This is a genomic window from Anoxybacillus flavithermus (genome assembly GCF_002742685.1).
Taxonomy (GTDB): Bacteria; Bacillota; Bacilli; order Bacillales; family Anoxybacillaceae; genus Anoxybacillus; species Anoxybacillus flavithermus_E.
Genome location: NZ_PEDM01000030.1, coordinates 1 through 18,688 on the forward strand (window position 1 = coordinate 1; position 18,688 = coordinate 18,688).

At 40.4% G+C, this 18,688-nt stretch carries 18 protein-coding genes; all 18 read right to left on the bottom strand.

Annotated elements, in window-relative coordinates:
* Positions 1-92: 92 nt before the first annotated feature.
* The 18 genes from CS060_RS11325 to CS060_RS11420 all read right to left on the bottom strand — a co-directional run bounded on the left by CS060_RS11325 (position 93) and on the right by CS060_RS11420 (position 18,678).
* Complete coding sequence (locus CS060_RS11325; RefSeq protein WP_035045922.1) at positions 93-1,304, bottom strand: hypothetical protein; 1,212 nt, start codon at positions 1,302-1,304, stop codon at positions 93-95.
* Between the two features lie 127 nt (positions 1,305-1,431).
* Positions 1,432-1,746, bottom strand: a complete 315-nt coding sequence (trxA, locus tag CS060_RS11330) for a thioredoxin (protein WP_035045923.1) — start codon at positions 1,744-1,746, stop codon at positions 1,432-1,434.
* A gap of 146 nt (positions 1,747-1,892) precedes the next feature.
* Positions 1,893-2,870, bottom strand: coding sequence for an electron transfer flavoprotein subunit alpha/FixB family protein (locus CS060_RS11335; RefSeq protein ID WP_035045925.1), 978 nt, complete (start codon positions 2,868-2,870; stop codon positions 1,893-1,895).
* 16 nt (positions 2,871-2,886) lie between these two features.
* Complete coding sequence (locus CS060_RS11340) at positions 2,887-3,660, bottom strand: electron transfer flavoprotein subunit beta/FixA family protein (protein ID WP_035045928.1); 774 nt, start codon at positions 3,658-3,660, stop codon at positions 2,887-2,889.
* A gap of 15 nt (positions 3,661-3,675) precedes the next feature.
* Positions 3,676-4,443, bottom strand: coding sequence for an enoyl-CoA hydratase (locus CS060_RS11345; protein WP_035045930.1), 768 nt, complete (start codon positions 4,441-4,443; stop codon positions 3,676-3,678).
* Positions 4,444-4,482: 39 nt separating this feature from the next.
* Positions 4,483-5,064 carry a fatty acid metabolism transcriptional regulator FadR gene (gene fadR / locus CS060_RS11350; protein ID WP_035045932.1) on the bottom strand — a complete coding sequence of 194 codons (582 nt, stop codon included), beginning with the start codon at positions 5,062-5,064 and terminating at the stop codon, positions 4,483-4,485.
* A 96-nt stretch (positions 5,065-5,160) separates the two neighbouring features.
* Positions 5,161-6,837 (bottom strand): long-chain-fatty-acid--CoA ligase, encoded by a 1,677-nt coding sequence (locus CS060_RS11355; protein ID WP_099668973.1) that lies wholly within the window; start codon positions 6,835-6,837, stop codon positions 5,161-5,163.
* Positions 6,838-7,031: 194 nt separating this feature from the next.
* On the bottom strand, positions 7,032-7,439 hold the full coding sequence (locus CS060_RS11365; RefSeq protein ID WP_035045946.1) for a DUF350 domain-containing protein: 408 nt from the start codon (positions 7,437-7,439) through the stop codon (positions 7,032-7,034).
* An 11-nt stretch (positions 7,440-7,450) separates the two neighbouring features.
* The gene (locus CS060_RS11370) at positions 7,451-9,796 is read right to left on the bottom strand and encodes an endonuclease MutS2 (RefSeq protein ID WP_035045934.1); all 2,346 of its coding nucleotides are present in this window, start codon (positions 9,794-9,796) and stop codon (positions 7,451-7,453) included.
* Positions 9,797-9,815: 19 nt separating this feature from the next.
* Positions 9,816-11,525 (bottom strand): DNA polymerase/3'-5' exonuclease PolX, encoded by a 1,710-nt coding sequence (gene polX, locus CS060_RS11375; protein ID WP_099668974.1) that lies wholly within the window; start codon positions 11,523-11,525, stop codon positions 9,816-9,818.
* Between the two features lie 49 nt (positions 11,526-11,574).
* Complete coding sequence (locus tag CS060_RS11380) at positions 11,575-12,114, bottom strand: CvpA family protein (RefSeq protein WP_035045936.1); 540 nt, start codon at positions 12,112-12,114, stop codon at positions 11,575-11,577.
* The gene (zapA, locus tag CS060_RS11385) at positions 12,107-12,382 is read right to left on the bottom strand and encodes a cell division protein ZapA (protein WP_026011506.1); all 276 of its coding nucleotides are present in this window, start codon (positions 12,380-12,382) and stop codon (positions 12,107-12,109) included. The genes CS060_RS11380 and zapA overlap by 8 nt, the downstream gene beginning before the upstream one ends.
* Positions 12,383-12,504: 122 nt before the next feature.
* Positions 12,505-13,059, bottom strand: coding sequence for a DUF6036 family nucleotidyltransferase (locus tag CS060_RS11390; RefSeq protein ID WP_035045937.1), 555 nt, complete (start codon positions 13,057-13,059; stop codon positions 12,505-12,507).
* Positions 13,046-13,267, bottom strand: coding sequence for a hypothetical protein (locus CS060_RS11395; protein WP_231563484.1), 222 nt, complete (start codon positions 13,265-13,267; stop codon positions 13,046-13,048). Before CS060_RS11395 ends, CS060_RS11390 begins: the two co-directional genes overlap by 14 nt.
* A 75-nt stretch (positions 13,268-13,342) precedes the next feature.
* Positions 13,343-16,465, bottom strand: a complete 3,123-nt coding sequence (locus CS060_RS11400; protein ID WP_035045941.1) for an efflux RND transporter permease subunit — start codon at positions 16,463-16,465, stop codon at positions 13,343-13,345.
* Positions 16,462-16,908 (bottom strand): MarR family winged helix-turn-helix transcriptional regulator, encoded by a 447-nt coding sequence (locus CS060_RS11405; RefSeq protein ID WP_082180228.1) that lies wholly within the window; start codon positions 16,906-16,908, stop codon positions 16,462-16,464. The genes CS060_RS11400 and CS060_RS11405 overlap by 4 nt, the downstream gene beginning before the upstream one ends.
* 520 nt (positions 16,909-17,428) lie before the next feature.
* Positions 17,429-17,767: a hypothetical protein gene (locus CS060_RS11415; protein ID WP_035050193.1), complete on the bottom strand. Its 339-nt coding sequence runs from the start codon at positions 17,765-17,767 to the stop codon at positions 17,429-17,431.
* Between the two features lie 167 nt (positions 17,768-17,934).
* A complete protein-coding gene (locus CS060_RS11420; protein WP_099668976.1) occupies positions 17,935-18,678 on the bottom strand; it encodes a hypothetical protein in 744 nt (247 codons plus the stop codon).
* Positions 18,679-18,688 lie beyond the last annotated feature (10 nt).

The following is an 18,688-nucleotide window of genomic DNA, read 5'->3' on the forward strand; positions in this document are numbered from 1 at the left end:
GCCTTCGCAGTTCGGGACTTTCACCCTATAGATTGCACCCATGCCGAGCACACCAACGAAAAAGCCGCGTGTTATGCGCGGCTTTTTTGTGTTTATTGAACAATAGCACTTACAGCATCAAGCACAGCTTTGCTATATTGAGCGGCTTCATCTTTTTTATTTTCTGCAATTGCGCTATACCATTTTTCTGCCGTAGCAAACACTTCTGCAGCTTTTTGCTCGCCTAATTTTGCTTTCACATCTAATTCGATCGCTTTCAAAAACATGTTTCCTTCTAACGCTTTTACTTTCGCTTCGACAACGTTATTTTCGTCTAACTGTGCCGGTGCTTTTTCATGATAGCCTTTCATTTTACCAAACAACGCTTTTGCATATAATGCGCTTACTTCTGATGCTTTAATGTTTTTGTAATCATTATTTAACGATAAAATTTCATCTAAGCGAGTTGTGGCCGCCTCATCTCCTTCAGCTAAAGAGCCTTTGATCGCTTGTAAAAAGCCCCATGCTTCAGCTTGTTGACCTTTTAGCTCATCTTCTGCTTTTCCTTCTTTGACACCCGCTTCAATTTTTTCAGCATATGATTTTGACGCTAAATAGTAGCTTCGATAGATCGATTTATCCGTCAACTGAATGTACACTTTAAAATCATCTACGTTGTTTGCTTTTAACGCTTCTTCTTGTGCTGCTAAACCAGCGTTAATGCTTTGTTCAAGACTAGATTCCCCTGTTAATTGATAATATTCATCACGTTTCATCGCTGTTGGGACGAAAATTTCCGCTGCTAGCAACTTAATTTGGTCAAACAATGCTGTTGCTTTTTGTTGATCACCAGCTTCAAGTGCAGCTACAACATCTTTTTGTAATTTTTTTTGCAACTGATAAAAATATGACTGCGTCACTTTATCAACAATTTGACGTGCTGGATGAACGTTTAACTCTCCGCTTTTTCCACCTTGAATCGCTGCTTCAATCGTTTGAGCAAATGTACCATCTAGTTCGTTAATTGGTTTTTGCAACTGCTCGACGTATGTTTTTTCTACAAGGCTCCAATCAACTGGTTGTCCTTCTTTCGCCTTTTCTGTTTCAGCTTTGATCGCTTTATAAGCATCAATGAACGTTTGAACGTTTACTTGCTCTTCTGCTTGCTCGGTTTCAGCTGGTTGTTGCTCTTCCTGTTTTTCTTCTACTTTTGTTTCTTCCTTATTCTCTGTCGTTTCTGTCTTTTCCGCATTTCCACACCCCGCAAGCACACCACCTGCTAATAAAAACATGGCAAACACAGCTTTTAATTGACGTTTTTTCATTTCGTATGTATCCCCCTTTTTTTGATAACGATTATCATTAACCGTTATCATTATAGTAGAGAACGATTTTCAATGTCAATATAAAATTTCAAAAAAAAACACCTCGGATGTCTCCGAGGTATGTCAATTATAAATGTTGGCTTAAAAGGCCAACAAGCGCTTCTTTTGGTTGGAAGCCGACTGTTTTGTCTACTACTTCACCGTTTTTGAAGACAAATAATGTTGGGATGCTCATCACACCGTATTTTCCAGCTGTTTCTGGATTGTCATCTACATTGACTTTTACTACTTTCACTTTGCCTGCGAGCTCGCGATCTACTTCTTCTAATACAGGTGCAATCATTTTACAAGGTCCGCACCAAGGTGCCCAAAAATCAACGAGCACAACTCCTTCTTTTACTTCATTCACAAACGTTTGATCTGTTGCATTTACAATTGCCATATTTCATTCCTCCTTAAACATTTCAGTTCCATGCACATAGTATACCATTGAACGTATTCATTACGCCAATCTTTTGCTTCGCTTCTACTATTTCCTTGTTACAAAAAAATATGCTGAAAAGAAAAGGCAAAGCATCATGCTCTGCCTTATGAATGCACTTTTAATTTTTTAAATTCTTCAATTAAAAGCGGAACGACTTCAAACAAGTCACCAACGATGCCGTAATCTGCTACTTTGAAAATATTCGCTTCAGGGTCTTTATTAATTGCCACGATTACTTTTGAGTTAGACATACCAGCCAAATGTTGAATTGCTCCTGAAATACCGCACGCAATATATAAATCTGGGGTAACGACTTTCCCTGTTTGGCCAATTTGAAGCGAATAGTCGCAATATCCTGCATCACACGCACCACGCGATGCCCCAACCGCACCGCCAAGCACGTTCGCTAACTCTTTCAACGGCTCAAATCCTTCCGCACTTTTCACACCGCGACCGCCAGCAACGATCACTTTCGCTTCAGATAAATCTACACCTTCTGCTGTTTTCCGCACAATATCACGAACGATTGTGCGCAAATCTTTTATATCGACTTGTACATTCACAACCTCACCTGTACGACTTTCATCTTTTTCAAGTGGAGCAATGTTGTTCGGACGAACAGTAACAAACATGAGGCCGTCAGTAACAATTTTCTTTTCAAACGCTTTACCAGAATAAATTGGTCTTGTAAATATGATATTTCCACCAGTCTCCTCAACCGCAACAACGTCGGATACGAGACCAGATTGCCATTTGGCAGCAAGTTTTGGAGATAAATCTTTTCCAAGTGCTGTGTGCCCAAAGACGATTCCTTCTGGCTTCTCTTGCTCGACAACAGCTTGTAATGCCTGGGCATAACCATCTGGTGTATACGTTGCTAATTTCTCATGTTCGACGACAACGACACGATCTGCACCGTAAGCAATAAGCTCAGAAGCGAATGAGCGAACGCTCGCTCCGACAACGACAGCAACAACCTCTCCGCCTTCCGCGATTGTTTTCGCGGCGGAAATTGCCTCAAATGATACGTTACGCAGTGCTCCATCGCGCACTTCTGCTAATGTTAATACTTTTCTTGCCATGCTCCCCATCCCCCTATTAAATGACTTTTGCTTCTGTATGAAGAAGTGAAACGAGTTCTTTTACTTGATCTGAAATGTCCCCTTGCAAAATTTTCCCCGATTCTTTTTTCGGTGGCAAAAAGATTTCAATCGTTTTCGTTTTTGCTTCTACATCATCTTCTTCCAAATCTAAATCATCAAGCTCTAGCTCTTCTAGTGGTTTCTTTTTCGCTTTCATAATACCCGGCAATGACGGATAACGCGGCTCATTTAACCCTTGTTGTGCTGTGACTAATAATGGTAAAGATGTTTCAATGACTTCCTCGTCACCTTCAACATCGCGCACAACCTTCACATTTGTTCCGTCAATTTCTAACTTCGTAATTGTCGTTACATAAGGAATACCTAGCAATTCAGCAACGCGTGGTCCAACTTGCCCAGAGCCGCCGTCAATCGCTACGTTCCCTGCTAAAATTAAATCCGCTTCTTTATCTTTTAAATATTCCGCAAGCACTTTTGCCGTTGTATATTGGTCACGACTTTCTACATCGTCTTCAATGTTAATGAGCACCGCTTTATCTGCTCCCATTGCAAGCGCTGTACGAAGCTCTTTTTCTGCATCTTCGTTCCCAATTGTAACAACTGTGACTTCACCGCCATGCTGATCGCGCACTTGAATCGCTTCTTCAATCGCATATTCATCGTACGGGTTAATAATAAATTCTGCTCCTTCTTCACTTACTTTTCCGTTTTGAATGACAATTTTTTCTTCCGTATCAAATGTACGCTTCATTAATACGAAAATATTCATATTTCTCTCCCCCTCTTATTTTCCTTGAAACTGCGGTGTCCGTTTTTCAATAAATGCTGAAATACCTTCTTTCGCATCTTCCGTTACAAATACTTGTCCAAACATTTGCGCCTCTTTTTCGACGCATTCATGGAACGTTTTTGTTCGTGCTTCATTGACAAGTTGCAATACAGCTTGAACGGAAACCGGGCTCTTTTGAGCGATTTTTTGTGCAAGTAGCTTCGTGGTGTCAAGCAATTGTTCTTCTGGGACAGCTTTGTTCGCTAGCCCCCATTGAACAGCTTCTGCACCTGTGATCGGTTCGCTCGTCCACATCATTTCTAGCGCTTTTGCCATACCGACATGACGCAATAAACGTTGCGTTCCAGCAAACCCCGGAATGATGCCAAGCTGCAATTCTGGTAAGCCAAGTTTGGCGTTTTCCGCTACGATACGTAGATGACAACTCATAGCTAACTCGAGCCCTCCGCCAAGTGCAGCACCGTGGATGGCTGCGATAATCGGTTTCGGAAACTGTTCAATTTTCTCCATTATTTGCTGTCCAGCTCGGGCGAGTTCAACTGCTTGTTCGCTTGCCTCAATCGCTGTAAACTCTTTAATATCGGCACCAGCTGAGAAAAACCTTCCTTCCCCATGGAGAACAATAACACGCACTTCGTCATCTTCCTTGAATGCATCAAGTCGTTCTGAAAGCTCTTTCAAAACAAAAGATGCCAAAGCGTTTGCTGGCGGGCGGTTAAGTGTCAAGATCGCCACATACCCCTCTTGTTGAACGGAAAACATATTCTCCCTCCTTCATGTATGTCGGAAGGTTGTTGTGATCTAAACACAACAACCTTTCGTTAACAACTGATGAACTGGCTTCGCTAATGCAACGAGATCATATTTTTGCTCATTCATGACCCATGTTGTTACCATTTCGTCAATCGTTCCAAAAATCATTTGACGAGTAAGCCGCACGTCTAAATCTGAACGAAAATCCCCTTTGTCGATGCCTTCTTGCACAATACGATCCACAACTTTTAAATACCCTTTCAAAATTTCATTAATTTTCAGACGTAAAGATTTATTCGATTGGCGAAGTTCCAATTGGGTAACGATCGCTAAATGAGGATCCGCCGCTAACATTTGAAAATGTTTTTGAATCAACAAAAATAACTTCTCCGATGGACTCGAAATTCCTTCTATTTCTTCCTCAATTTTTTCGATAAAATAACCCATTTTTTCTTGAAACAGTGAAATTAAAATATCCTCTTTATTTTTAAAATACAAGTAGATCGTACCGTCAGCTACGCCTGCTTGTTTCGCAATTTTTGATACTTGAGCTTGATGGTAGCCATTTTCGGCAATGACGACCACAGCTGCATCAATAATTTGTTTAAACTTCGGTTTATCGCGTTTCAACTTTGCATTCTCCCTTTCAAAAATATGAATGAACAATCATTCATATTTTTATTTTAAAGAGAGGCCAAAAGCGTGTCAAGAAAAAACGTGCAAAGGTTATTTTTGTTTTTCTTTTTCTTCTTCAACAAGGGCACGACGCAATATTTTACCGACCGCTGTTTTTGGCAATTCTTTTCGAAATTCATAAATGCGTGGCACTTTATAAGCAGCCAATTTACTTCTCATGAATTGGTCAAGTTCTTCTTCTGTACACTGTTCTCCTTCTTTGAGCACAATAAACGCTTTTACCGTCTCACCACGATAAGCGTCAGGTACACCAATGACGACCGCTTCTTGCACTTTCGGATGCTCATACAACACTTCTTCTACCTCGCGCGGATATACGTTATAACCACTTGCAATAATCATATCTTTTTTCCGATCTACAACAAAGAAATACCCTTCATCGTTCATATAGCCTAAGTCACCTGTATATAACCATCCATCCCGAAGCGTCGCAGCCGTTTCTTCCGGACGATTCCAATATCCTTTCATTACTTGTGGACCACGTACAACGATTTCACCAATTTCATTTACGTTTGCTTTTTCCCCTGTTTCTAACGAGACGATCATCGCTTCTGTATCTGGCCAAGGCACACCGATACTTCCTTTAATTCGTTTTCCATCCCAAATGAAATTGGAATGCGTCACTGGAGATGCTTCGGTTAAGCCGTATCCTTCAATGATTTTTCCACCTGTTACTGTTTCAAATTGTTCTTGTACTTCAACCGGAAGTGGAGCTGAACCGCTAATACATATTTTAATTGACGATAAATCGTATTTTTTTAAATTCGGGTGATTGAGTAGCGCAATATAAATCGTTGGTGCACCTGGAAATAGCGTTGGCCGTTGTTTTTCGATCGTTTTTAATGTCGTTTCTACATCAAACTTCGGCAATAAAATCATTTTATATCCTTCCATAATGGATAAGTTCATCACTGCCGTCATCCCGTATACGTGAAAGAACGGAAGCACGCCAAGAATCGATTCGTTCCCGCGTTCACATTTATACATCCATTTTGTGCACATAAGCGTATTGGATGTTAAATTATGATGTGTCAACATTGCAGCTTTCGGAAATCCAGTTGTTCCGCCTGTATATTGAAGAAGCGCAACGTCTTCGACCGGATCGACATCCGTCTCTTTTACTTTCCCACTCGCAAGCGATAAGGCTTTCGTAAATAGATGACACTCCCCTTCATGTTTGACGCGTACAATCATTCCTGTTTGTTTTTTTTGGACAAACGGATATAACACGTTTTTCGGGAACGGTAAATAATCTTTTATACTTGTAATAATTACATGTTCTATTTTTGTATGCGCTTTCACTTTCATGATTCTTGGATAGAGTAAATCAAGACCGATAATGATTTTCGCACCGCTATCATTTAACTGATATTCTAACTCTCGTTCAGTATACAATGGGTTTGTTTGTACGACAATACCACCTGCAAATAAAACAGCGTAGTAGCTAATGACCGCTTGTGGACAATTCGGCAACATAATCGATACGCGATCGCCTTTTTGTAAACCAAGCTGCTGTAAATATGATGCTAACTTAATTGCTTGTTCATATACTTCTTTATATGTCAGCTCCTTTCCTAAAAAATGAATCGCTGTTTTGTGCGGAAATTGCTCCGCTGCTTCTCGCAAAAATTGTTGCAACGGCTTGCGCGGATAATCAATTGAATGAGGAACTTGCTGAGGATATAACGCTAGCCATGGCTTCTCCATTTCGTTTCCCCCTTTTTCTATAAGATTATTTATATTTTATAATATTTTCAGAAATTTTTGTATTAAAAAATAAAAAAAGGTGCCTATTTGACACCCTTTTATGCAAAAAATGTGAGGTATATGACACCTATAAGCAAAAATACACCGCACAACACGAGCAATACTTTCGCTAATGTTTCCATCTGTTTCCCCTCTCATCGTATACTTGCACCAATGACAAACGACAAACCAATGGAAATAACCATAGAAATAAATCCTACTGCGCGATTGTCGTTGGCAATTTCATCATCAATGTTAAACTTTGGCGTTAAAAACTCATAAATAAAATAGCCGATTAACAATAAAACGAAGCCGTAAACGCCCCAACCAATCATCGTTAACAGTGAATCGTGATGATCGATCGAGTACCGAAAAATATTAGCAATCCCGAATATTTTTCCTCCTGTTGCCATTGCTACTGCCATATTCCCTTTTTTGATTTCTTCCCAGTTTTTATATTTTGTCACAAGCTCAAAAATGGCTAAAAATAAAACTAAACATAAAATCACGACACTAAAATTGGCAGCAATACGAATCATTTCATTTTCCCAAAAAGCGTTCATAGTTCCTCCTGTCATTGTAATTCGACAATGGTGACGCCTGTTCCCCCTTCAGTCGCCTCACCAAATCGAATGCTTTTTACCGAGCGATGATTTTGTAAATATTGTTGCACTCCTTTTCGAAGTGCCCCTGTTCCTTTTCCATGAATGATAGACACGCGCGGATATCCTGCCAACACCGCATCGTCAATATATTTTTCGACGCGAAGCAACGCATCTTCATATCGCTCACCACGCAAATCTAATTCTAGTGGAACGTGATAGTCGCGTCCTTTTACGGTCGCAATTGGCTTTGTTTCAATCGGTGCTGGGCTGCTTACATACTGCAAATTTTCTTCATCCACTTTCATTTTTAAAATCCCAATTTGCACAAGCCACTCTTTATCGGATACTTTCTCAATCAACTGCCCTTTTTGATTGAGATGAATGACTTTCACTTCATCGCCTGGGTGTAAAGATTGCTTTGCTTTTTGCGCTTGTTTTTTCTTTTTTGTATCGATTTGCGGAATCGCTTCTTCTAACTTTTTCCGCGCGGCAATCAGCTCATGTTCTTTCATAGCAGTGGCCTGTTGTTTTTGCATGTCACGAAGGTTTTGAATCACTTCTTCGGCAGTTTTCATCGCTTTTTTAACAATGAGTTCTGCTTCCTCTTTTGCTTTTTCTAACAACCGCTCGCGCTGTTCACTTAATTCGTTCCACTGCTGTTGTAATTCATTTCGTAGCTGCTCTGCTTCTTCACGAAGTTTTTCGGCTTGCTCCCATTCTTCTTCCGCACGCTTTTTGCTTTGCTCTAGAGAAGCAATCATATTTTCAACTTCATTGGTTTCAGCACTAATATACGTACGAGCACGTGCAATAATATGTTCGTCTAAGCCGAGGCGACGAGAAATATCAAGCGCATTGCTTCGCCCCGGAATACCGATCAATAGTTTATACGTTGGACTTAACGTTTCGATGTCAAATTCGACACTTGCATTCATGACACCTTGTCGGTTATAGCCATATGCTTTTAATTCAGGATAATGCGTCGTCGCGACCACCCGCGCCCCACGGTTGTGCACTTCATCTAAAATAGCGATTGCTAACGCCGCACCTTCTTGCGGATCCGTTCCTGCTCCAAGCTCGTCAAATAAAACAAGGCTATGCTCGTCCACCTCTTTTAAAATCTCAACAATATTGACCATGTGAGACGAAAACGTACTTAAGCTTTGTTCAATCGATTGTTCATCACCAATATCAGCATACACAGCACGAAATACAGCTAATTGTGATCCGTCTAACGTTGGCACTTGTAATCCTGCTTGTGCCATAACGGTAAACAAACCGATTGTCTTTAACGTGACTGTTTTTCCCCCTGTATTCGGCCCCGTAATTACCATCGTCGTATAGTTGCTCCCTAGTTCAATATCGTTTGGAACGACTTCGTCCGATGGAATAAGCGGATGACGTGCTTGTATGAGACGGATATATCCACGTTCATTGATAGCTGGTTTTGTTGCTTTGATCGCTTTTGCGTATTTCGCCTTTGCAAACAAAAAGTCAAGCTGAGCAAGCAACTCGACGTTCTCAATAATTGTTGTCGCCTGCTCACCCACAGAGGCAGATAATTCGCCTAAAATACGTTCAATTTCTTGTTTTTCTTTCACACGCAATTGCTGCAGTTCGTTGTTCAATTCCACTACCGATTGTGGCTCGATAAATAACGTAGCCCCAGATGAAGACTGATCGTGTACAATGCCACCATACGTATGGCGATATTCTTGTTTCACTGGGATGACGTATCGATCGTTACGGATCGTAATGATTGCATCTGACAATGTTTTTTGCGCTGATGATGAACGAATAATACTCTCTAACTTATCGCGCACTCGTCCTTCAATCGTGCGCAGTTGATGGCGGAGCGAACGAAGCCGATCGCTCGCTCCATCAAGCACATCTCCGCTTTCATCAATACAATGATATATACGTTGTTCAAGTTCAGGCAAAGGAACGATTTGCGCCGCATATGCGATCATGTGCGGAAGATCTGCCTCTGTCGCTTCTAAAAATTTTTTCAGTTGTCTTGCTGCTCGCATCGTACTTGCGATATCAAGCAGTTCATGTGGACTGAGCGTTCCTCCGATGCTTGCACGTTTCGTTTGCATCCGTACGTCAAATATACCACCAAGTGGGACGTGACCACGTAAACGAAGAACCGTTGCTGCTTCATCCGTTTCTTCTTGCCAGCGCACCACTTCTTCTACATGTGATGATGGCATAAGCGCTACGACTTTTTCTTTTCCTAACGAGGAAGATACATATTCCGCAAGCTGTGCTTTCACTTTATCAAACTCAAGAATGTGTAATGTTTTTGCGTGCACTGAGTAACCCTCCAGCTGTTTATTTTCGCAAAAAAGAGATAAGTTGTTCGATATCCCATGTATTGATGACCGTTTCTTTTCGAATCCAACCTTTTCGAGCAAACGCCACTCCAAGCTCCATATCATCAAGCATACGAACGTTGTGTGCGTCTGTATTAATCGCAATTTTCACACCAAGCTGCTGTGCTTTTTGTAAATAAGTGTACGTCAAATCGAGACGGTGTGGGTTGGCATTTAGCTCTAGCACCGTATTTGTTTCTTTCGCAAGCTGCAACAATTCGTCTATATTTACATCGTATCCGCTTCGTTCCCCAATTAATCTTCCTGTCGGATGGGCGATCATATGAACGTATGGATTCATAAGCGCTTCTTTTAGACGTTTCATAATCGCTTCTTCTGGTTGTGAAAAAGCAGAATGAATCGACGCAATGACAAAATCGACCGTTTGTAATACATCATCTGGAAAATCTAACGTTCCATCTGGTAAAATATCCATTTCAATGCCAGATAAAATAAAAAAATCGTCGTACTTTTCGTTTAGGCGGGCAATTTCTTCTTGCTGCCGTTTTAATCGTTCAACCGTTAGTCCATTGGCTACTTTTAAAAACTGTGAATGATCGGTAATCGCAATATACCGATACCCTTTCTGACGACATGCTTCTGCCATTTGCTCAATTGAAAACGCCCCGTCGCTCCACGTCGTATGCATATGTAAATCGCCGCGTATATCAGATAAAGAAAGGAGCGGCGTGCCGTCATATGCATCAACTTCTATTCCACTTTCACGCATTTCTGGCGGGATGAACGGCAAATGAAAATGAGCAAAAAATTGTTCTTCTGTCGCGAACGTTTTCACTTCGCCTGTCTGAATGTTTTCTACACCGTATTCACTAATTTTTTCACCGCGTTCTTTTGCGAGCTGACGCATGCGCACGTTATGTTCTTTTGAACCGGTAAAATGATGGAGCGTTGTCGCAAAATGTTCAGGGGAAACGAGACGAAAATCGACATTGACAATATAATCGTATTGCAATTGCAATGATACTTTCGTTTCTCCGTTTGCGACAACGTCGTAAATATGTTCAAGTTGCAACAACTGCTCCCGAACATACAAAGGATTGTTTGTTGCGATAATGAAATCCAAATCTTTTACTGTCTCGCATACCCGACGCAAACTGCCTGCTCGCGAAAACCGTACGATATCATCTATATTTGCAAGTTGCCGTTCAATGTCTAAGGCGACTTCTAAAATAAACGCAATTGGCAACCGTTCAGGGCGCGCATTCATATTGGCAAGCGCAGTTAAAATGTTTTCTTCTGTCTTTGCACCAAAGCCACTTAATTGTCTTACACGTTGAGCTAAGCACGCTTCTTTTAATGTTTCCACATCAGTTACACCTAGTTCATGATACAGTTTTGCGATTTTTTTTCCTCCAAGTCCGGGCAATTTTAAAAGTGGAAACAATCCTTTAGGAATTTCTTGTTTTAGCTGTTCCAATACATCGCTCGTTCCCGTCTGCAACCATTGTTGCAAAACGGCAGCTGTTCCTTTTCCGATTCCTGCAATGGACGTAAAATCATCAATATCCATTAAGGCACGTTCATCTCGCTCTAACGCTGAAGCTGCTTTACGAAAAGCGGATACTTTAAACGGATTTTCCCCTTTGATTTCCATATATAAAGCGATCGTTTCAAGCAAACGAATCGCTTCTTTTTTACTTTTTTCCATCTCATTCCCTTCCTTTCGACGAAAAAACTTCTCTCGAACAGAGAAGTTTTTACGCCATATATTGCACAAGCATATGTTTCACAAAATTTGATAAAATCGGTGTATGTTTGACGATGAAACTAGCGATAAATGAGTTGTGAAGCGGTTGTTGAATTGCAGAAACAGGAACAAGAGCACTCACATATAAAAGCACGAATAAAAGCAAATACACTTCCATAAATCCAAGCGCCCCGCCTGCCCAACGGTTTACGCTTTTTAAAAGCGGCAGCTGAGCGACGAAATCTAACATTGATCCGATCATTTGCATCACAATTTTGGCAACAAAAAATAAAACAGCAAATGCAATCGCTCGGTAGTATGCTTCATCTAAATTTGTGCTTTCAATGAGCAATTTCATCGTTTCCCCATCGCCAAAACTCGGATATGGCACCCATAATTTTAGTCTTGGTGCTAGTTGATCATAATAGTTATATGCAACAAGAAATGCGATCAAAAAACCTGTCATATGAATAAATTGCAAAATAAATCCTCGTTTCAATCCAATCATTAGACCCATGAGAAGGATGAAACAAATAAGCAAATCAATCATCGCTGTCATCATCCTTTTCTTTATTCATTTTTCGCAAAAGACGATCGTATTCATCTTTTAGTTTAATATATTCATGAACGATATTGACAGCCGTTAGTACGGCGAGCTTACTCGTATCAAGCGTCGGATTTTTCGCACTAATTTCACGCATTTTATCATCAACAATAGAAGCGACAAGCCGAATATGGCTGGAGCTTTCCGTTCCGACGATCGAATATTGTTGCCCGTATATATCTACTGTAATGCGCGTTTTTTGCTGCTCCTTCAAACCGTTTCCCCCATTCATCCGATCTTCCGTTTCGGCAAAATTCTACCTTTTATCTTAACATGATTTGTAGATACATGAAAAGATATACGAAAAGAAGAGCGGGCATCAACACCCGCTCTCATCTAAAACCATTGCTCCAGTTGTTCGCTCGTTCCGTCTTTTTTCGCTACTTGTTTCATATATGCCCAATCTAGTCGCTCTTTATGAAGAAGAACCATTCTTTTTGCCCATTCGCAATCGGATTTCGATTTCCAATGGACACATGCGCGCAGGCGATCTAATATAATGTCTTCAATTCCGATGACATATACATGCAACCCATCTTCTAACTTCAACTCAATTACTTTATCATCATCAGCATCTTCTAGTACATCGTTTGGAATTTCCACACTAACAAACAATTCATCGTGATACCAATGTCTTCCTGACGGAGTGAAACCAAGTTGGTGAAGCAATTGTCCCGCTTTTTCACGATCACTAACAATTAAATCGATATCTACAGTCGTATAATCGCCACGCGTATATATTTCAACCGCAAGCCCGCCAACAATAATGGGACGTATACGATGTGGCTCCAACAGCTTAGTTAAAATGGCTGTAACTTGAACCATTTTCTCAAACGATGTTTTCGTTCGAAGCGACTGAAGTTTTTCTTGTGCTTCTTTAATCGAATTCATAATACCACACTCGTTCGTTTAAATATCTAATTTTTCCTTCTTGCTCCGCTTTTTTCCATCTTTTTATGCATAATTCATCTAATATGCGCATTTCTTCTTTGTCTCGTGGGCGCAAGCGGACGTGTTGTCCTCTTCCATCTTTTAATATATCTCGTTCCACATGTCCTTTGCGTGAAAAAATCCAATCGTTTAGCTCAGACATATTCATTTTTCTCACTTCGTTTCACTCCAACAACTATTTTTTTACATTATATCACAAAAGAGCGAGCATCAACACCCGCTCTCACTTCATAAATGGCCACCAATTCGCCCGTCCAAACGTTTTTGCCATCACCGGAATAAATAACGGCAAAACGATAAGCGCATATAAGAAAAGGCCTGTTAAAATAATCGTCGCAATTTGCAATAATGATAGCACACCTGATGGATACATCGCCGCAAACGTTCCTCCTAAAATGACCGCTGCGGAAATAATGACTGTTCCCATGTGACGCATCGCTTCAAGCATCGCTTCTTGAACGGTTTTGTCGCGATATTCATTAAAGCGATCCATTAAGAAAATGCTATAGTCAATGCCAAGCGCCATTAAAATAACGAACGCAAAAAACGGAACCGCCCAGTTTATTCCTTCGTATCCAAGCATATTGACAAATACAAGTTCAGTGAATGCCATCGACGTATAATACGTTAAAATAAGCGATAACATTAAATACGCTGGCATAATGAACGAGCGAAGAAGAACAATTAAAATGATCGCAATCCCTGCAAGCATAAATACCGATGTTCGAGCATAATCGGCAGCAGAAATGTCGCGTAAATCTGAGTATATGCTTGTCACGCCACCAACACCTACTTTCGCATGTTCAAGTTTCGTGCCGTTCACTGCCCGAGCGATCGCTTCTTTCACTTCTGCGATTTTTTCCATCGTCTCTGTTTCATATGGATTGGACGAAAAAACAACGTCGAACGTCACGACTTTCCCGTCTTTCGACATATACGCTTCCTTTGCTTGCGCAAATTCCTCGCTCGTCAACAATTGTGGCGGCATATACCATCCTGCCATTTCTTCATCTGGCGCATTCGCTAAGTCAGAAACGTACTGTTTTGCGGACTGCAATCCATTTTCTACTTGTCGCAATCCATTGACGCTTTGATTTAGTCCTGAAATGAGTTGATCCATTTGATCATTGAGTTGCGAAAAACCTGTAAGCAATTGCTGTTGACCGTCGTTTACTTTCGCTAGCCCGTTTGTCACTTCCGGCAAACGTTGAACGATTTGCCCTTGCCCATTTGCTGCTTGCTCTAATCCGAAACGAAGCTTTTCAAGTCCAGCGATCACTTCATCCATTCCGGTAATAAGTGCTTGTTGTCCGTTTATTACTGTCGCAAACGATTCATTTGCTTGTTGTAAACCATATTGAACATTTTGTAACGCGTCGTTCACTTGAACAAGAGCCCCAGACAATGTGTTCATTTCCGTACTCATTTGTTCAATCGCTTGCTTCACATGGGCATACTCCGCATCTTCGCGCAAACTCGTATGACGTTCTTCTATGCGGTTGAGCGACTGAGAAAGGGTTGGTAGCTGTTCCGAGATGGCACGTAATCCACTTTCAATTTGTTCATACTGTTCGCCGAGTTGACGCAGTCCATCGGTTGCCTGCTCATATCCTTTTCGCAATTCGTTCGCACCATCATGTAGCTTTTTCATATTCGTTTGTATCGTCTGTAATCCTTTTTCAAGATCAGCGGCACCAATCGCTCCGCTTCGTACTCCTTCTTCTAATTGCTTCAATGCTTGTTGTAAATCAGTCATTCCCGTTTTCAATTTTGACGTTCCGTTGACGAGCTCGTGAATACCACCTGTCGCCTGAGCTAACGTTGGAGCAGACTTCGCCATTTCGCTGCTCGCTTCGCTTAAGCCAGAACGAATTTGTCCGATGCCGTCCGCCCCTTTTCCAAGCCCTTCTTTTAACTGTTCTGCTTGTTTTGTCACAAACAATTGATCAATCGGCTCTCCGAGCGGGCGCGTCACCGAGCGAACAGCGTTCACACCATCAATGTTTGCTACTTCGCGACTAATTTTTTCTATTAAATAGTAATATTGTTCGTCATCCATCGCTTCGTCATTTTTCATAACGATTTTCGTCGGCATTGCTTCTCCTTCGCTAAAATGAGAAGAAATGATGTTGAATGCTTTAACGGAAGGATAACGGTCTCCAATTTCCGCCATTGAGTTAAAGGAAAGTTTGCTATCGTACGTCAATAAAATCGGCAAGGTAATGACCGCGACAATCGCAAGCGCCCATAGCGGACGAGCAAAAGAAAAACGCCCTGCCACATCCCATAATTTACTCGGTTTATGTTCAAGCGCACCTTTCATCGGCCAAAACAGCTTTTCACCAAGTGTAGCCATAAAAAACGGCACAAGCGTCACGAGCGCAACAAGTAACACAACGACACCAACCGCAACGGCGGAGGCGGACTGATACAATTTAAATGTCGATAAGCCGATGGACGCAAATCCGATCATGACCGCCAATCCGCTGAAAATAACGGTTTTTCCTGCTGTTTGATATGTCGCGATAATCGCTTCAGTTCGATCTCCTCGCTTCGCTAACTCTTCTTTAAAACGGCTAAGCAATAAAATGCAATAGTCTGTGCCAATTCCGAATAAAACGGCAACTAAAAACGTTTGTGTAAACGTAGAAAGTGGAAAATCAACGCGGTCGACGAGAAAAGCGACAATCGCTTGCGACACGATATACGTCAATCCGACCGTTAACAACGGCACAAACGGAGCGACGAGCGAACGGAACACAAGAAATAAAACGACTAAAATAAAAATGACGGTAATGCCTTCCGTTTTTTTCAACCCTTCTTGTGAACTTTCGACAACATCTTCATCAATCATCCAACTACCTGTGTAATAGTGCGGTACATCAATATTCTCGATCACATCATAAAGCGCTGTGCTTATTTCTTTTGCAGTGCGTTTGTTTCGTTCTAATTGAAGCGAAATAAGTGCCGTTGTTTCATCTCTTGAAACGAGCTTTTCTTTGAGCGAGCTGTCATCAAGCGGTGACACAATTTGTATTAAACCGAGCGATTCTTTTTTCGCTTGCAGTTGTTCAATAGCCTTCTCAATTTCGTTCCAATCCTTTTCTTGCAATCTTTCTTTGCGATGGAAGACGAGGACGGCGCTCATTTCCCCTTCCTTATTTTCTTGCTTTTGTACTTCTTTTAATAACTCGCTTGCAAGCGAAGACGAATAGCCGTCTGGAACGGTAATTTGCCCTTTTTCGCGCACGAGTTGCGCCATATTCGGAGCAGTCATAATGAGCACGGCAGCGGCGACAACCCACGCGAGTAAAACGACCCATTTTCCGCGAATAATCGTTTTCATTTGTTTTCCTCCATTTCTTGTAAAATCATTGCTAGCTTCTCATACGTTTGAATAAACTGCTCAATTTCTTCATGTGAAAGCTTTGTCATAATTGTTTCCACAAGTTCATACACATTTTGCTCTGTTTCTTCAAGCCATTTCCTTCCCTTTTCTGTCAGCGAAAGTGCAATAACACGACGATCATCTTCATCTTTGCCACGTGCAATCATTCCTTTTTCGACAAGACGGTTTGTCATCGCTGTAATCGCGCTTTTATTCACCGCAAACACGTCCGCCAATTCCGTCGATGTACACACCCCACGCTTATGTATGTAGCGCAATACATAATATTGATCGTGCGTAATATCGTCCAATTCACATTTCATCAACGCAGCCCCTCGTTTATGAACAAGAAACGAAACGGATAAATAACGTTCAATAAATTGTTGTATGCTTCTCTCCAACACTTCATGCCTCCTGTCAAAATAGTTCAATTGTTTAACTATTTAATAATATAACTATGAAACACGGAATAGTCAATGATGAAGTGATGTGTGGTATAATGGTGAAAAAAGTGAGGGATACGCGATGAAGCCAGAATCATCCAAGATTGATAATAATTAAGTGCTAAACTAACACTGCAAACTACGGATACGAAAAAAAGTGCAGTAATTGTAATAAGGAGTGTTTTAGATAAATCTTTTGTTCTTTTATGGAACAAATGAGTAAAAACTAAAAGAGTAGGTAGCAAAATATAATAAAAATAAAGTTCTGGATTGAACATCATTTCACTCCTAATTTTTTAAAATTATACTCTTGTTGTTAGTGGGGCAAGAAGCTTATCGGATTTGGATTGCTCGTTATCGATGTTCCGTATGCCACAAGACGATGACCGTGCTTCCAATATTTTTTATTCATAATTTTAAGAAATTAGTTCTGAAATAGTGTGTTACAAAGTAGTGAAAATTGTCCAACTACAGAACCTTATTTTTTATCGTCCTTCGTTACTTTTGAAAGTTTAAAAATACCAACTAACAGACAAATCATACTTCCTGCCCATAATGCCCCTGATTCACCTAAAAGAAGGGAAATTTCTTCTGACGACATGGGATGATTAATGCCAAAAGAAATGGCTTTTAATGCCAAGTATACCGCAATAGAGAACGATACAAAATGTAAGAAAATCCAGAAAAATGCTGATCTTTGTGCTTGATTCCTTCTCCAAAGGAAAATTACCATAACAATTGTAATGAACATTACTGTGGAAAAACCACCAATTAACATGTTCATCACTTCTTCTTCCAAAGGCAAATGCCGATGCATGTTAAGAACACCTCACATAATAGATAAATTAACTCGTAGTGCTAGTTGAGAACTAGAACTACGAGTTTGATTAGTTTTTTACAAACATCATCTATTTCTGAAAAGATTTTTGACGATCTCGATCATCTTTCACCAGTTTATAGGTTGTAAATTTACTTCAACTACAGTTACTCATTTTTTTCGATAAACCAATAGAAATTAGGGATATTTACATCAATATGGATTTTTTCATTTTTATCTTTTAATTTTTTGAAATCAATAGAATTTAATACTTCCTCTTCAATAACTTTCTTTGATATATCTGCTAGGAATACATTATTATCTTTACTTAACTGATTAAAAGCTGTTTCATCAGTTAGGATGTTTCCTTCAATTGAGTAGACACCTACAACTTCTGCACCGTTTAAAAATTCTTTCGTCTTATCTTCTGGTACTAAGTCATTTTCACTTGGAATGCCGCTGATCGTCCCTAAATTGCCGTTTTTGTCGATAGTACGAATATAAAAACGTTCTACTTCTATATTTTTATCCTTTACAAACTCTTCAAAGTTGTTTAGTTTTAGTGGAGAATTAAGGGTAATTACTGCAGATGTTTTTTTGTACCCCTTATTATGCAAAAATTTTAGATACTGAAACATTTTTTCGCGATATTCTCCCAATGATTCCTGATCTAGTAATTGAGATTGGACAATAAGATTTACCTCTACCTCCGCACTATGTACTTTTTCTTTCACAACTTCAACCTTAATTTTCCCTGATCTTACGATATTTTTCGATTCTATTAATACTTGATAGTATTGTCTTTTTGTCTCTTTCTTTTCATCGTTATTTTCCGATGCGTAAACAGCGCTACCAACAAATCCTGTTACAAGAACTCCCGTCAGAAGGACTCTTGAAAATGAATTTCTCATTATAAGTTCC

What these genes read in the sequence shown, in the direction of transcription:
- CS060_RS11335 (WP_035045925.1), bottom strand. Translation starts at nt 2,870, where the DNA reads ATGGCAAGAAAAGTATTAACATTAGCAGAAGTGCGCGATGGAGCACTG.
- CS060_RS11355 (WP_099668973.1), bottom strand. Translation starts at nt 6,837, where the DNA reads ATGGAGAAGCCATGGCTAGCGTTATATCCTCAGCAAGTTCCTCATTCA.
- CS060_RS11390 (WP_035045937.1), bottom strand. Translation starts at nt 13,059, where the DNA reads ATGAATTCGATTAAAGAAGCACAAGAAAAACTTCAGTCGCTTCGAACG.
- CS060_RS11325 (WP_035045922.1), bottom strand. Translation starts at nt 1,304, where the DNA reads ATGAAAAAACGTCAATTAAAAGCTGTGTTTGCCATGTTTTTATTAGCA.
- CS060_RS11415 (WP_035050193.1), bottom strand. Translation starts at nt 17,767, where the DNA reads ATGCATCGGCATTTGCCTTTGGAAGAAGAAGTGATGAACATGTTAATT.
- CS060_RS11420 (WP_099668976.1), bottom strand. Translation starts at nt 18,678, where the DNA reads ATGAGAAATTCATTTTCAAGAGTCCTTCTGACGGGAGTTCTTGTAACA.
- CS060_RS11365 (WP_035045946.1), bottom strand. Translation starts at nt 7,439, where the DNA reads ATGAACGCTTTTTGGGAAAATGAAATGATTCGTATTGCTGCCAATTTT.
- CS060_RS11345 (WP_035045930.1), bottom strand. Translation starts at nt 4,443, where the DNA reads ATGTTTTCCGTTCAACAAGAGGGGTATGTGGCGATCTTGACACTTAAC.
- trxA (WP_035045923.1), bottom strand. Translation starts at nt 1,746, where the DNA reads ATGGCAATTGTAAATGCAACAGATCAAACGTTTGTGAATGAAGTAAAA.
- CS060_RS11395 (WP_231563484.1), bottom strand. Translation starts at nt 13,267, where the DNA reads ATGAATATGTCTGAGCTAAACGATTGGATTTTTTCACGCAAAGGACAT.
- CS060_RS11400 (WP_035045941.1), bottom strand. Translation starts at nt 16,465, where the DNA reads ATGAAAACGATTATTCGCGGAAAATGGGTCGTTTTACTCGCGTGGGTT.
- polX (WP_099668974.1), bottom strand. Translation starts at nt 11,525, where the DNA reads ATGGAAAAAAGTAAAAAAGAAGCGATTCGTTTGCTTGAAACGATCGCT.
- CS060_RS11380 (WP_035045936.1), bottom strand. Translation starts at nt 12,114, where the DNA reads ATGATTGATTTGCTTATTTGTTTCATCCTTCTCATGGGTCTAATGATT.
- CS060_RS11340 (WP_035045928.1), bottom strand. Translation starts at nt 3,660, where the DNA reads ATGAATATTTTCGTATTAATGAAGCGTACATTTGATACGGAAGAAAAA.